The organism is Aeromonas sp. A04 (genome assembly GCF_047780465.1).
Classification (GTDB): Bacteria; Pseudomonadota; Gammaproteobacteria; order Enterobacterales; family Aeromonadaceae; genus Aeromonas; species Aeromonas bestiarum.
The window spans coordinates 193,380-207,213 of sequence record NZ_JBLNHP010000002.1; the positions used below are offsets into that span (position 1 = coordinate 193,380).

Annotated in this window: 13 protein-coding genes; 11 read left to right on the forward strand and 2 right to left on the reverse strand. The window is 62.0% G+C overall.

Going from position 1 to position 13,834, the window contains the following annotated elements; genetic code table 11:
- Nucleotides 1–39 precede the first annotated feature (39 nt).
- From trpS to ACM3N8_RS08725, 10 genes are all read left to right on the forward strand, one after another.
- Nucleotides 40–1,044, forward strand: a complete 1,005-nt coding sequence (trpS, locus tag ACM3N8_RS08680) for a tryptophan--tRNA ligase (protein WP_042867712.1) — start codon at nucleotides 40–42, stop codon at nucleotides 1,042–1,044.
- Nucleotides 1,045–1,167: 123 nt separating this feature from the next.
- A complete protein-coding gene (locus ACM3N8_RS08685) occupies nucleotides 1,168–1,383 on the forward strand; it encodes a hypothetical protein (RefSeq protein WP_042867714.1) in 216 nt (71 codons plus the stop codon).
- Nucleotides 1,384–1,404: 21 nt separating this feature from the next.
- Nucleotides 1,405–1,986, forward strand: coding sequence for an aminodeoxychorismate synthase component II (locus tag ACM3N8_RS08690; protein WP_241278505.1), 582 nt, complete (start codon nucleotides 1,405–1,407; stop codon nucleotides 1,984–1,986).
- 277 nt (nucleotides 1,987–2,263) lie between these two features.
- Nucleotides 2,264–3,481 carry an aspartate aminotransferase family protein gene (locus ACM3N8_RS08695; RefSeq protein ID WP_043135652.1) on the forward strand — a complete coding sequence of 406 codons (1,218 nt, stop codon included), beginning with the start codon at nucleotides 2,264–2,266 and terminating at the stop codon, nucleotides 3,479–3,481.
- Between the two features lie 75 nt (nucleotides 3,482–3,556).
- Nucleotides 3,557–4,576: an arginine N-succinyltransferase gene (astA, locus tag ACM3N8_RS08700; RefSeq protein WP_043135651.1), complete on the forward strand. Its 1,020-nt coding sequence runs from the start codon at nucleotides 3,557–3,559 to the stop codon at nucleotides 4,574–4,576.
- A gap of 71 nt (nucleotides 4,577–4,647) precedes the next feature.
- Nucleotides 4,648–6,117 carry a succinylglutamate-semialdehyde dehydrogenase gene (gene astD / locus ACM3N8_RS08705; RefSeq protein ID WP_290017786.1) on the forward strand — a complete coding sequence of 490 codons (1,470 nt, stop codon included), beginning with the start codon at nucleotides 4,648–4,650 and terminating at the stop codon, nucleotides 6,115–6,117.
- Between the two features lie 130 nt (nucleotides 6,118–6,247).
- Nucleotides 6,248–7,045, forward strand: a complete 798-nt coding sequence (locus ACM3N8_RS08710) for a DUF1338 domain-containing protein (protein WP_416015985.1) — start codon at nucleotides 6,248–6,250, stop codon at nucleotides 7,043–7,045.
- A gap of 185 nt (nucleotides 7,046–7,230) precedes the next feature.
- Complete coding sequence (locus ACM3N8_RS08715; protein ID WP_043135646.1) at nucleotides 7,231–7,485, forward strand: hypothetical protein; 255 nt, start codon at nucleotides 7,231–7,233, stop codon at nucleotides 7,483–7,485.
- Between the two features lie 81 nt (nucleotides 7,486–7,566).
- Nucleotides 7,567–7,818 carry a hypothetical protein gene (locus tag ACM3N8_RS08720; RefSeq protein ID WP_290017783.1) on the forward strand — a complete coding sequence of 84 codons (252 nt, stop codon included), beginning with the start codon at nucleotides 7,567–7,569 and terminating at the stop codon, nucleotides 7,816–7,818.
- On the forward strand, nucleotides 7,818–8,033 hold the full coding sequence (locus ACM3N8_RS08725) for a hypothetical protein (RefSeq protein ID WP_241278500.1): 216 nt from the start codon (nucleotides 7,818–7,820) through the stop codon (nucleotides 8,031–8,033). The genes ACM3N8_RS08720 and ACM3N8_RS08725 overlap by 1 nt, the downstream gene beginning before the upstream one ends.
- Before the next feature lie 7 nt (nucleotides 8,034–8,040).
- On the opposite strand, the gene ACM3N8_RS08730 is transcribed toward ACM3N8_RS08725, so the two are convergent.
- Nucleotides 8,041–8,637: an HAD family hydrolase gene (locus ACM3N8_RS08730; RefSeq protein WP_416015986.1), complete on the reverse strand. Its 597-nt coding sequence runs from the start codon at nucleotides 8,635–8,637 to the stop codon at nucleotides 8,041–8,043.
- A gap of 186 nt (nucleotides 8,638–8,823) precedes the next feature.
- Between ACM3N8_RS08730 and ACM3N8_RS08735 the strand changes: the two genes are divergently transcribed.
- The gene (locus ACM3N8_RS08735) at nucleotides 8,824–10,188 is read left to right on the forward strand and encodes an MDR family MFS transporter (RefSeq protein ID WP_416015987.1); all 1,365 of its coding nucleotides are present in this window, start codon (nucleotides 8,824–8,826) and stop codon (nucleotides 10,186–10,188) included.
- A 76-nt stretch (nucleotides 10,189–10,264) separates the two neighbouring features.
- On the opposite strand, the gene nifJ is transcribed toward ACM3N8_RS08735, so the two are convergent.
- A complete protein-coding gene (gene nifJ / locus ACM3N8_RS08740) occupies nucleotides 10,265–13,795 on the reverse strand; it encodes a pyruvate:ferredoxin (flavodoxin) oxidoreductase (RefSeq protein ID WP_416015988.1) in 3,531 nt (1,176 codons plus the stop codon).
- Nucleotides 13,796–13,834 lie beyond the last annotated feature (39 nt).

Here is a 13,834-nt window from a genome sequence, read left to right on the forward strand (position 1 = left end):
GGCTGCTGGGCTGGCCGAATAACAAGGATTAACACTCTCATGACTAAACCAATCGTACTGAGCGGGGCCCAACCGTCGGGCCAGCTGACCATAGGCAACTACCTGGGGGCCCTGCGTCAGTGGGTCAACATGCAGGATGATTTCGACTGCCTCTACTGCATCGTCGACCTGCACGCCATCACCACCCGCCAGGAGCCGGCTGCCCTGCGCAAGGCGTGTCTCGATGCCGCCGCCCTCTATCTGGCGGTGGGGATTGATCCGGCCAAGAGCACCGTCTTCATCCAGTCTCACGTGCCACAGCACGCCGAGCTGGGCTGGATCCTGAACTGCTACACCCAGATGGGCGAGCTGTCGCGCATGACCCAGTTCAAGGACAAGTCCGCCCGTTTCGAGAACAACGTCAACGTCGGCCTGTTCGGCTATCCGGTGCTGATGGCTGCCGATATCCTGCTCTATCAGGCCAATCAGGTGCCGGTCGGCAACGATCAGAAGCAACATCTGGAGCTGACTCGCGACATCTGCACCCGGTTCAACAACCTGCACGGCGAGGTGTTCACTCTGCCCGAGCCCTTCATCCCCACCGACGGGGCGCGGGTGATGAGTCTGCAGGATCCGACCAAGAAGATGTCCAAATCTGACGACAACGAGGCCAACTTCATCGGCCTGCTGGAAGATCCCAAGCAGATCGTCAAGAAGATCAAGCGGGCGGTAACCGACTCCGACGAGCCGGCCGTGGTGCGCTTCGATCCGGAAAACAAGCCGGGTGTCTCCAACCTGCTGACCCTGATGTCCGGGGTGACGGGGCGCTCCATCCCAGAGCTGGAGCAGCACTTCGAAGGCAAGATGTACGGTCACCTCAAGACCGAGACTGCCGAGGCGGTCGTCGCCTTGCTGGAACCCATCCAGGCGCGCTTCCGCGAGCTGCGTCAGGATGAGGCTCATCTGCAAACAATTTTGGCGGCAGGTGCACAAAAGGCACGTGAAAGGGCTGAAAAAACCCTGACCAGCGTATATGATGTAGTCGGCTTCGTTCCTCGAGCCTGACATACTGGGAAGGTGTAGTAGAAGAGAGCTGGGTATTTGCCTGGCTTTCTTTGTTTTACCCGACCTGCTATTCGTTAATTCATCTTCCAATTTCAAACGCGGGCTTCTGCCCCAAGAGTAAGCATGTCTGTCGAATCCAATACCATGATTGAAGAGCTGGGCGACAAGGGTCACTGGCTGCGTAAATTTCGCAAGGCCAAGAACCTCAATACCCTGCAGCTGATGGTCTCCAACGCCATCGACAAATACCACAAGACCCCTGCCATCGCCGCCGCCATCTATCTGGCCGAGTGTCAGCGCGAGCGCGAAATGGAACAGGGTCGTTATCTGGATCGTTGATTCTCTGTTTCTGGTTACCCCATGCTGTTGCTGATCGATAACTACGACTCCTTTACCTGGAACCTGGTGCAGTATTTTGGCGCCCTGGGGCAAGAGGTGGTGGTGAAGCGCAATGATGAACTGACGCTGGACGCCATAGCGCAGCTATCCCCCCGTTATCTGGTGATCTCTCCCGGCCCCTGCACCCCCAATGAGGCGGGCATTTCCCTTGCTGCCATCAGCCGGTTTGCCGGCCAGCTTCCCATTCTGGGCGTCTGTCTCGGCCACCAGTCGCTGGCGCAGGCTTTCGGGGCTCGGGTGGTGCGCGCCCGTCAGGTGATGCATGGCAAGACGTCGCTCATCCGCCATCAGGGGCAGGGTATATTTCGCGGTCTGAACGACCCGCTGCGGGTCACCCGTTATCATTCGCTGATCGTGGATCAGGGCACATTGCCCGACTGTTTCGAGATCACCGCCTGGAGCGAGCACGCCGATGGCTCCTTTGACGAGATCATGGGCCTGCGCCACAAGCAGTTGAATATAGAGGGGGTTCAGTTCCATCCGGAGAGCATTTTGAGCGAACAGGGCCACCAATTGCTGGCCAATTTTTTAGCAAGTTCCTGAATAGTTGTGATCGGCCTCCCAGAATCGAAATGAGGCCAAAAATATTTTCCCTGACACTTTATTCACCTCCCTCCCTGTCCAAATTATCTCTTGCCAATACCCCCTGAGCCGTTATGCAATGCGGTTGCCTAAAATCTCACAGGCAATCGAACATTGTTCCCTGTAACTCGCTTTGTTGCAGACTTTTAGCTTTTTTTCTGTGACAATGCCGATGTGTTTACATGGATTTAACTTTTGGGCGGTGGATTATTCTGTCGCCAGATCGAAGGAGAGCAATATGTCAGAGTTGTTGGCAGTGACACGTGAAGTGTTTGATGAAGTGATGGTTCCCAACTATGCGCCCGCCAAGATCATCCCGGTGCGTGGTGAAGGGTCACGTGTCTGGGATCAGGAAGGCCGTGAGTATGTCGATTTTGCCGGCGGGATTGCCGTCAATGGCCTTGGCCATTGCCATCCCAAGCTGGTCGAAGCCCTGAAAACCCAGGGCGAAAAGCTGTGGCACCTCTCCAACGTGATGACCAACGAGCCGGCTCTGCGTCTGGCCAGGAAGCTGGTTGCCGCCACCTTTGCCGACAAGGTCTATTTCTGCAACTCGGGCGCCGAAGCCAACGAGGCGGCCCTCAAGCTGGCCCGTCGTTACGCCATCGAGAAGTTCGGGGCGCACAAGACCCAGATCATCGCCTTCCATCAGGGTTTCCACGGTCGTACCTTCTTTACCGTCAGCGTCGGTGGCCAGGCCGCCTACTCCGATGGTTTCGGTCCCAAGCCGGCGGATATCACCCATGTGACTTACAACGATCTGGCGGAGCTGGCTGCCGTCATCTCCGACAATACCTGCGCCGTGGTGATGGAGCCGCTGCAAGGGGAGGGTGGCATCATTCGTCCGACCGACGAGTTTGCCAAAGGGGTGCGCGAGCTATGCGACAAGCACAATGCCCTGCTGGTCTATGACGAGGTGCAATCCGGGGTCGGCCGTACCGGTGATCTGTTTGCCTACATGGGTCTGGGCGTCACGCCTGACATCCTCACCAGCGCCAAGGCGCTCGGCGGCGGCTTCCCCATCGGTGCCATGCTGACCACCAATGAGATCGCAGCTCACCTGAAAGTGGGTACTCACGGCTCCACCTACGGCGGCAACCCGCTGGCGTGCGCCGTGGCCGAGGCGGTGATCGACGTGGTCAACACCCCGGAAGTGCTGAGCGGCATCAAGCACCGCGAGCAGCTGTTCCGCGCCGGGCTCGATGCCATCAATGCCAAGTACCACTGCTTCAGCGAAGTGCGTGGCAAGGGCCTGTTGCTCGGCGCCGTGCTGAACGACGACTACAAGGGCCGTTCCCGTGACTTCCTGCTGGCCTCCATCGATCAGGGGCTGATGGCACTGGTAGCGGGTACCAACGTGGTGCGTTTCGCCCCCTCGCTGGTTATCCCGGAAGCAGACATCAAGGAAGGGCTGGCCCGGTTCGAGAAAGCGGTTGCCCAGGTGGTTAACGCCTGATCCAAATTGAGGTGGGGAGCCCTCCCGGCAGGAGCCGGGACCCCACCTGTCGTCAATGAAAGGGAGTTGTCATTTATGTTGGTTATCCGTCCCATCGAGCAAAAAGATTTTGCCGGTCTCAAGACCTGTGCCATCGAATCCGGCACCGGCATGACCTCGTTGCCCGTCAATGATGAACTGCTGCAGCGCAAGATAGATGCCTCGACCCAGACCTTCTCGGACAAACCGGCAGGTAAGGGTGATTGCCTCTACTTCTTCGTGGCTGAGGATCTGGAGACCGGCGAAATGGTCGGTACCTGTGCCATCGATGCGGCCGTGGGCCTGTCCCAGCCGTTCTACAACTATCACATCGGCAAGGTGGTCCACTCTTCCCCCAAGCTCGGCATCTACAACGTGGTCGAGACGCTCACCCTGTCCAATGACTACACAGGCAATTCCGAACTCTGCACCCTGTTTCTGCGTGAATGCGCCCGCGAGGGGCTCAACGGCCGTCTGCTCTCCAAGCACCGTTTCCTGTTCATGGCCGAGCATCCGGAATTATTCGACGATACCGTCTTTGCCGAGATGCGTGGCGTCTCCGATGGCAATGGTCACAGCCCCTTCTACGAGTGGCTGCAAAAGCATTTCTTCTCGATGGATTTTCCCACCGTCGACTATCTCACCGGCATCGGCAAGAAGCGCTTCATCGCCGAGCTGATGCCCAAGTATCCCATCTACGTCAACCTGCTGAGCAACGAGGCGCGCGCCGTCATTGGCCAGACCCACGAGAAGACTCGCCCGGCCATCAAGATGCTGCAGGATGAAGGCTTCGTGAACCGGGGCTATGTCGACATCTTCGATGCCGGCCCCACCGTCGAGTGTGACGTGAAGAATATCCGCAGCGTGCGCCGCAGCCAGAAGTTGCGGGTGCTGATCGGCGAACCCATAGGTGGCAAGATCCACCTGGTCTGCAATGCCCGCTACGAGCACTACCGTGCCTGCTACGGCAATATCCGGGTCGATCTGGACAAGCACGAAGCCATCATTCCGCCCAAGATGGCGACGGCACTCAAGGTGCAAGATGGCGACATGGTACGGGCCGTCGATCTCGATTGAGCCGTATTGGCAGTAAAACCGCATATGAAACAGGCAGCCAAGGCTGCTTGCGAACCACAGGGAGTGAATGGATGAGCCAGTTAGTACAACTGATAGACGGTCAATGGCTTGCCGGTGAAGGCAAGCCATTCGAGTCAAGGGATCCGGCGAAGAACGAGGTGATCTGGCAAGGGGGCGCCGCCAGCGCCGCCCAGGTGGATGCCGCCGTCAAGGCCGCCCGCAGCGCCTTCTACCATTGGTCTGATATGAGCCTGGAGGCGCGTCTTGCCATAGTGCGCCGTTACGCCGAGCTGCTCGGCGAGCACAAGGAGGCGCTGGCGCTGACCATAGCCCGCGAAACCGGCAAACCGCTGTGGGAGACCCGCACCGAAGTGGCCGCCATGCAGGGCAAGATCGCCATCTCCATCCGCGCCCATGACGAGCGCACCGGCACGGTCGAAAACCCCATGCCGGGCGCCAAGGCGTTCGTGCGCCACAAGCCCCACGGCGTGGTCGCCGTGTTCGGCCCCTACAACTTCCCGGGCCATCTGCCGAACGGTCACATAGTGCCGGCGCTGATCGCCGGCAATGCCGTGGTGTTCAAGCCTTCCGAACTGACCCCCATGGTGGCCGAGGCCATGCTGAAGATCTGGCAGGCGGCGGGGCTGCCCAAGGGCGTGCTCAACCTGGTGCAGGGCGAGGTGGAGACCGGCAAGGCGCTGGCGGGCAATCCGGATATCGACGGTCTCTTCTTCACCGGCTCGTCCCGTACCGGCCACTTCCTGCATCAGCAGTTTGCCGGTCAGCCCGGCAAGATCCTGGCGCTGGAGATGGGCGGCAACAACCCGCTCATCGTCAAGGATGTGAGCGATATCGACGGCGCAGTGCACGCCATAGTCCAGTCTGCCTTCATTACCTCTGGTCAGCGCTGCACCTGCTCGCGCCGTCTGTTTGTCGAGCGCGGCGCCCGGGGCGATGCCCTGGTCAAGCGTCTGGTGGAGGTGGTCGGCCAGATCAGGGTCGGCCTCTATGACGCCGCCGAACAACCCTTTATGGGCGCCATGATCAGCGAGCGAGCTGCGCTCGGCATGGTCGAGGCGCAAGCCAAGCTGCAAGGGCTGGGTGGCGAGAGTCTGCTCTCCCTCAAGCACCTGGAAGCGGGCACCGGCTTCGTCTCTCCCGGGATCATAGATGTGACCGCGGTTGGTACGCTGCCGGACGAAGAGTATTTCGGCCCGCTGCTGCAGCTCATTCGTTACGACGATTTCGATGCCGCCATCGACCAGGGCAACGCCACCAGCTTCGGCCTCTCGGCCGGCCTGCTGGGTGACAGCGAGGCGGACTGGCACCACTTCTTCAAGCGGATCCGCGCCGGTATCGTCAACTGGAACAAGCCCATCACGGGCGCCTCCAGCGCCGCACCGTTCGGCGGTATCGGTGCCTCCGGCAACCACAGGGCGAGCGCCTACTACGCCGCCGACTACTGTGCGTACCCGGTGGCTTCCGTCGAAGACAGCAAGGCTGCCATGCCGGATCAGCTGTCTCCGGGTTTGACCTTTTAACAAGGAAGAGGCCGGCAGCAAGGCCGCCACGGCTGACACTGTCCTCTTCTGCGCTGAGCGCTGATAACAAAAAATAAAAGGGGCACTGAACAGGTGCCCTTGTCTGTACCCGCAATCAAAGGAAAGAGAGATGCAAAAGGATATCGACACCCTGTTCGGTCACTTGTGGGATAACTACATTCAAGTCACCCCGAGTGCCCTCAAGGTCCACACCCTGCTGGGTGGCGGCGAGCCCATCGTCAACGATCACGTGGCGTTTCGCACCTACAACCTGCCCAAGCTGGGGCTGGATAAGCTGGCCGCCCACTTCCTGGCGCTCGGCTACGAGCAGAAGGGCGAGTACGTGTTCAAGGCCAAGAAGCTCTACGCCAAGCACTTCGAGCATAAAGATCCGGATGCCCCCAAGGTGTTCATCAGCGAGCTGAAGGTGGAAGAACTCTCCGAGGCTGCCCAGGCCATTATTCACAAGCTGGCGGATCAGGTACCCGATCACCTGACCGACACCCAGGCCTTCCTCTACACGGGCGCTCCCTGGCAGGTCTCCTGGGATGATTACCAGACCCTGCTGGCGGAGAGTGAGTATGCGGCCTGGATGGCGGCTTGGGGTTATCGTGCCAATCACTTCACGGTCAACATCAATCGTCTCAAGCAGTTCGATACCATCCAACAGGTCAACGCCGCCCTCAAGGCGGCCGGTTTCGTGCTCAACGGCGTGGGTGGCGAGGTGAAAGGGGACCCGCAGGTGATGCTGGAGCAATCTTCCACCATGGCCGACAAGGCGGATGTGCCCTTCAGCGACGGCGTGCGCACCATTCCGAGCTGCTTCTACGAGTTCGCCCTGCGCTACCCGCAGGCCGACGGCGTGCTCTACCCGGGCTTCGTCGAAGCCTCGGCCGACAAGATCTTCGAATCCACCAACGCCATGTAACGGCGATAGTTGGAAAAAACGCCCCGCGAGGGGCGTTTTTTTATGGATTTTACGCAGGCCTGACGTCCCCTTTACCCCGCCTTGACCCTGCTTTTCCTGATTTTTCGCTAGCATGAAACCGCCCGCTTGAGCGGGCCATCGCCGCCCTCTGGCGGTGGATGTCGCGCGTTATTCGGAGTCATGCCATGAAGAGTGTTCTGCCCCTGTTGTTATTCCTCGCCACTGCCACCGCCATGGCGGCCGATCAGGGCAGTCGCACCCCGCCCAAGCCGCCTCGCGAGATGTCGGCCGAGATGAAGGCGGCCTTTGAGAGCTGCAAGGAGAGCGGCAAACCGGGGGAGGCCGCATTTGACAGCTGCATGGCCGAGCTGGGTTTTGCCAGACCGACGGGCGCCGCCCCTGGCGGTGACAAGGGGGAGGATGAGGTGACGGCAAACTGAGAGTGAGCTGGCTACCCATTCGGGGTGAGCCAGTTTGCAACCGCCGGTGTAGAGTGGGGGTCCAATGCCTCGGAGCCCGCCATGTCTCGCTATCACTTCTTCAAACAAGGTCAGTCATTTACCTATCTCGATACCTGGGCGGTCGGTTATGACGATGAGCGTCTCCAACTGGTCGAGCAGGGGTTTGTGACTGTCGTTGCCCCCTCTTTTGCCGATACCCCGGCCGAGGCGCTGACATTGTTGCAGGATCATGAGGCGCTGGAAGAGGAGCGCAGGGTGCACAATCCGTGGTACACAGTCGCCGGCATTCTCGGCCTGCTGGGGATGAGCTGATGGCCCTGTCTGGCAAGGGGGCCGGCGTTGCCACGCTGCTGCGCTGGTCTGTCTTGAAAGGGCCGCTCTGTCGCGGCCTGTTCAGCGCCCTGTTTATCTATCTGGCGTCCCTGCCAGCGGATCTCTATTTCACTTTCCATTGGGAGATGGCCCTGGGCCTCTTCCTGCTCGCCTTCCTTGACGGACTCTGGCAGCAGTGGCGGGCGCGTCGCTAACCTGGTCTCACACCCGCTGCAGTTCGCCTTCGGTGGCCAGCAGGGTGGCCATACCGCCGGCCTTGCCCGCCTGAATGCCGATCTGGGTATCTTCGAACACCAGGCAGTTGGCGGGGTTGGCGCCGAGCAGCTCGGCCACTTTCAGGAAGGTGTCGGGGTGGGGCTTGTGGTTGTCGATGTCATCGGCACTGACCAGCACAGAGATATAGGCATCCAGGCCGGTATTTTTCAAAATGCGCTGCGCATGATCCCGCGATGAGCCCGTGCCTATGCCCATGGGCACCTTGCCGTGGCAGCGCTGGACCAGCTCCCACATGGGTGCAAAGACGCGAACCCGGTCGATATGCTCCAGATAGAGCGCCACCTTGCGTCGGGTGAAGGCATCCACATCTATCTCCAGCCCATGCTGCTCGGCCAGGATGGCGACTATCTTGCGGGTGGGAATACCGCCGAATTCATTGAGCTGGGCGCGATCGAAGGGCAGGCCGAACTCGGCACTGGTTGCCTCCCAGGCATCCAGATGCAGGGGCATGGAGTCCACCAGGGTGCCGTCCATATCGAAAATCAGGGCGTCGTATTGATCAAACCGGAACTGCTCGGACATGGGGCTGCTTCCTCTTGGGGTGTGAACAGCCAGCCTAACAGAATGCAGGAAGCAGTGCCGCGACCGCCGTCATGGTTGCGGGCTGGCGGCGCCATGGCAGTGGTTTTGGCCATCGGCTGGTGATTTATGAGACAATAACAAGCTCTGCGCCGCAGATCCTGGCATTTCAAATTAGCGAGCCCCTATATGTCCCCAAAAACCATCTTCGCAAGCGTGGCCCTGGTGATCGCCCTGGGTTCACTGGAAAAGAGCATAGTTACCACCCCCTTGCCCATCATAGGCGCCGAGCTGAACGCCGGCGCCGCCCTCACCTGGGTAGTCACCGCCTACCTGCTGGCGGCTACCGCCGCCCTGCCCATTTACGGCAAGCTGAGTGACATGTTCGGCCGGGTACGCATGCTCAACATCGGCATAGGCCTGTTTCTGGCAGGCTCTGTGGCCTGCGGCCTGGCCCAGGATCTGCCGACCCTGCTGGCGGCCCGCGTGCTGCAGGGGCTGGGCGGCGGCGGCCTGATTGCGCTAGCCTTCACCGTCATCGCCGACAGCATACCGCCGCGGGAGGTGGGCAAGTATCAGGGCTACATCTCGGCCGTCTATGCGGTCTCCAGCATCGCCGGGCCCCTGCTCGGCGGCTACTTCACCGAACAGCTGAGCTGGCGCTGGATCTTCTGGATCAACCTGCCGCTCGGGGCGCTCGCGCTCTGGCTGGTGAACCGCAACCTGGGCCACCTCAATGTGCGCCGCCACAGTCGCTTCGACTGGAAGGGGGCGGCGCTGCTGATCACAGTCACCACGCTGAGCCTGCTGCTGCTCTCGCCCGAGACAGCCCTGCCTGCCATCTGGCTGGCGGCAGGACTGGCGATAGCCCTGCTGCTGCTGATCCTGGTGGAGCGGCGCGCCCATGACCCCATATTGCCCGCCCATCTGGTCCGGCTGCCCGGCTATCTGGTGAGCGTGCTGCTGGCGCTGGCCTCACAACTGCTGATGTTTGCCGTGCTGGTCTATCTGCCGTTGCAGATGCAGTGGCAGAAGGGGATGGGAGCCAGCGAGAGCGGTCTCTACATGGTGATCTTCATGGTCTGCATCACGGCGGGAGCCTTCGTCGGCGGCAAGCTGATCGGCCGCACCGGTTACTACAAACGCTTCGTGGTGGTGGGCTTCGCCCTGTCGGCGCTGGCGCTGTGGCAGATCCATTTCGACGTCTGGGCCAATCTGGGGCTGGGCTTCGCCGGTCTGGGGCTGGGCCTGGTGCTGCCGGCGCTCTCCGTGGTGGTGCAAAATGCCCTGCCACGGGAAGATCGCGGCATCGGCATGTCCATGTTCAACTTCGGCCGTGAGCTGGGGGGCGCGGTCGGGGTCGCCATCTGTTCCGTGCTGTTCCACTCAGCCCTGCCGGCGGGCACCAGCCACAACCTGGCCAGCTTGAGCCCGGCCGAGCTGGCTCCCGGTTTCAGTGCCACCTATATCGGCATGGCGCTGATCGCCACCGCCGCTTTCCTCATCACGCTGCTGGCGTTGAAACGCCACGAGCTGGCCAGCATGCCGGCCTGATGGCTGTATCGCGCATAGCAAGAGGGCTCCCCATGGGGAGCCCTCTTTTTATTGGCTGTGATAGACCCTCAGCCGCTTACTCCTGGGCTGGCGCCTCCTTGCCGGCGAGCTGGCTCAGCCAGGCGAAGCGGCGGTTTGCATCCAGCTCAGCCTCCCGGTAGAGCTGGGTGGCGATCTCCGGCAACTGGCGCTCCAGCCGCTTGAAGCGGGGCTCCTGCTGCAGGGTCTCGGTCAGCGAGGCGTTTGGCGCCCGGGAGTCCAGCGCCAGCGGCGCCTTGCCTTCCTCGCTGCGACGGGGGTCGTAGCGGTAGAGCGGCCAGAAGCCGGTGGCGGTCAGCTGCTTCATCTGCTCGTGGCTCTGGGCCAGATCGTAGCCGTGCTCCTCGCAGGGGCTGTAGGCGATGATGAGCGACGGCCCCGGATAGGCTTCCGCCTCCTGAATGGCCTTCACCGTCTGGTTCATCTGGGCGCCGAGGGAGATCTGCGCCACATAGACGTGGCCATACATCATGATGCTGGCACCGAGATCCTTGCGCCCCTTGCGCTTGCCCTGCTCGCCAAACTTGGTGATGGCGCCGAGCGGCGTCGCCTTGGACTGCTGGCCGCCGGTGTTGGAGTAGCACTGGGTGTCGAGCACCAGCACGTTGATGTTCTCCCCCAGACTCAGCACATGGTCGAGCCCGCCGAAGCCGATGTCATAGGCCCAGCCATCACCGCCGATGAGCCAGACCGACTTGTCCACCAGGTGATCCGCATCCTTTGCCAGCTCAGCGGCGCCCGGCTCGGTGCGCCCCTGCAGCAGGCTGCGCAGCTGCTCAATGTGGGCCCGTTGCTCGGAGACCGGCAGGCTGGCGTCTTGTAGCCCCTGTTGCAGCTCGGCCGGAACAGTGTCCCCCAGGCCCGCCAGCAGGCGGCACACCCGATCGCGATGCTGATCGACGGTGAGCCTGAACCCCAAGCCAAATTCGGCATTGTCTTCGAACAAGGAGTTGGCCCAGGCCGGGCCACGGCCCTCGGCGTTGGTGGTGTAGGGGGTGGTGGGCAGGTTGCCGCCATAGATGGAGGAGCAGCCGGTGGCGTTCGCGATCAGCAGCCTGTCCCCGTAGAGCTGGGTCAGCAGCTTGATGTAGGGGGTCTCGCCGCAGCCGGAGCAGGCGCCCGAGTATTCGAACAGCGGCGAGATGAGCTGGGAGGTGCGGATGTCGATGCGCTCCAGCTGTTCAGCGGTGCGCTCGGGCAAGTCCAGGAAGAAGTCGTAGTTCGCCTTCTGGGCATCGAGGTGGTCGAGTCTGGACGCCATGTTGATCGCCTTGCGGCTCGGATCGGTGCGATCCTTGGCCGGGCAGACCTCGACGCAGAGGTTGCAGCCGGTGCAATCCTCAGGCGCCACCTGCAGCACATATTGCTGGCCGCGCATGTCGCGGGCCTTCACATCCAGCGCATCCAGGGTCGCGGGGGCACCCTCAAGCGAATCCTTGTCCACCACCTTGGCGCGGATGGCCGAGTGCGGGCAGGCGGCCACGCAGTAGTTGCACTGGGTGCAGAGATCCGCCTGCCAGATGGGCACCTCCTTGGCGATGTTGCGCTTCTCCCAGCGGGTGGTGCCCACCGGCCAGGTACCGTCCGGCGGGAAGGCGGAGACCGGCAGGCTGTCGCCGAGCCCCGCCAGCATGGCGGCGGTGACGGTCTTGACGAAGTCGGGGGCCTTGGTGGACACCACGGGGGGGCGCTGGTGGCTGGACTGATCAAGCACCTGCAGCGGCACCGGGATCAGTGCCTCGCAGGTGGCGGCCAGGGCCTGCCAGTTGCGCTCGACCAGCTCGGCGCTCTTGTTGCCATAGCTCTTGGCGATGGCCTGCTTGAGCAACTCGGTGGCCTCTGCCGGCGGTATGATGGCGGTCAGCTGGAAGAAGGCCATCTGCATCACGGTATTGATGCGGCTGCCGAGCTGGCACTCCCGGGCAATCCTGGCGGCGTTGATGGTGTAGAGGCGGGCGCGCTTCTCGTGCAGCACCTGTTGCACCTCTTGCGGCAGCCGCTGCCAGATCTGGTCGGCGTCGTAGGGGCTGTTGAGCAGGAAGATGCCGTTCGGCTTGAGCCGCTCCGCCATCTGGTACATGTCGATGAACTGCCACTGATGGCAGCCGATGAAGTCCGCCTCGTCCACCAGATAGGCCGACTGCACCGGCCGTTCGTTCACCCTCAGGTGGGAGACGGTGAGGCCCCCCGCCTTCTTGGAGTCGTAGACGAAATAGCCCTGGGGATAGAGCGGGGTGTGGTTGCCGAGGATCTTGATGCTGTTCTTGGCCGCCGAGACGGTGCCGTCGCTGCCAAGGCCGTAGAACAGCGCCTCCAGCTTGCTCTGGCTTGGATAATCCAACGTCGGCAGCGGCAGGGAGAGGCCGGTGACGTCGTCGAAGATGCCGACGGTGAAGCGCGGCCTTGGATTGTCCAGCGTCAGCTCGTCGAAGATCGCCTGCACGCAGGCCGGATTGAACTCCTTGGAGGAGAGGCCGTAGCGACCGCCGATGACCCGTGGCAGGCTGGCGCGCTCGCCCCGGCTGACCGCCTCGGCCAGTGCGCTCATCACATCCAGATAGAGCGGCTCGGCCTGGGCGCCCGGCTCCTTGGTGCGATCCAGCACCGCAATCTTGCGGGCGCTCTCGGGAATGACAGCCAGCAGATGCGAGGCTGAGAAGGGACGGTAGAGGCGCACCTTCACCAGTCCCACTTTCTCTCCTTGCTCAATCAGCCGTGCTATCACTTCCTCACAGGTGCCGATGGCGGAACCCATCAGCAGCAGCACCCGCTCGGCCTCCGGGTGACCCAGATATTCGAACGGTTGGTAGTGACGGCCGGTTTGTTCGCCGAAGGCTTGCATCGCCTCGCTCACGTGGCGGTAGGCGTCGTCATACCAGGGGTTGGTGGCCTCCCGGCACTGGAAATAGGTGTCCGGGTTGGCGGCGGTGCCGCGAACGACAGGGTGATCCGGGCTCAGGGCGCGATCGCGGTGGGCACGGATGGCCGCTTCCGGCAGCAGGGCACGCAGGGTGTCGTCCGCCAGCGGCACTATCTTGGTGATCTCGTGGGAGGTGCGAAAACCGTCGAAGAAGTGGATGAAGGGCAGCCGGCTGTTGAGGCTGGCGACCTGGGCGATCAGGGCGAAGTCCTGCGCCTCCTGCACGTTGCTGGCGCAGAGCATGGCGCAGCCGGTCTGGCGCACCGCCATCACGTCCGAGTGATCGCCGAAGATGGACAAGGCATGGGTCGCGACGGTGCGCGCCGCCACATGGAGTACGAAGGGAATGAGCTGACCCGCCAACTTGTAGAGGTTGGGGATCATCAGCAGCAGGCCCTGGGACGAGGTAAACGAAGTCGCCAGTGCACCTGTCTGCAAGGCGCCGTGGACGGTGGCGATGGCCCCTCCCTCCGACTGCATCTCGACCACGCGAGGCACGTCGCCCCACAGGTTCAGGCCCCGATCGCTCGACCAGGCCGACGCCTGCTCCGCCATGCTGGAGCTGGGGGTGATGGGGTAGATGGCGATGACTTCGCTGGTGCGGTACGCCACTGAGGCGACCGCGTTGTTACCGTCTGTGGTGATCATGAGTTGTCCACTTGCTATGCCAGTTTGAAGGCCGGTTGC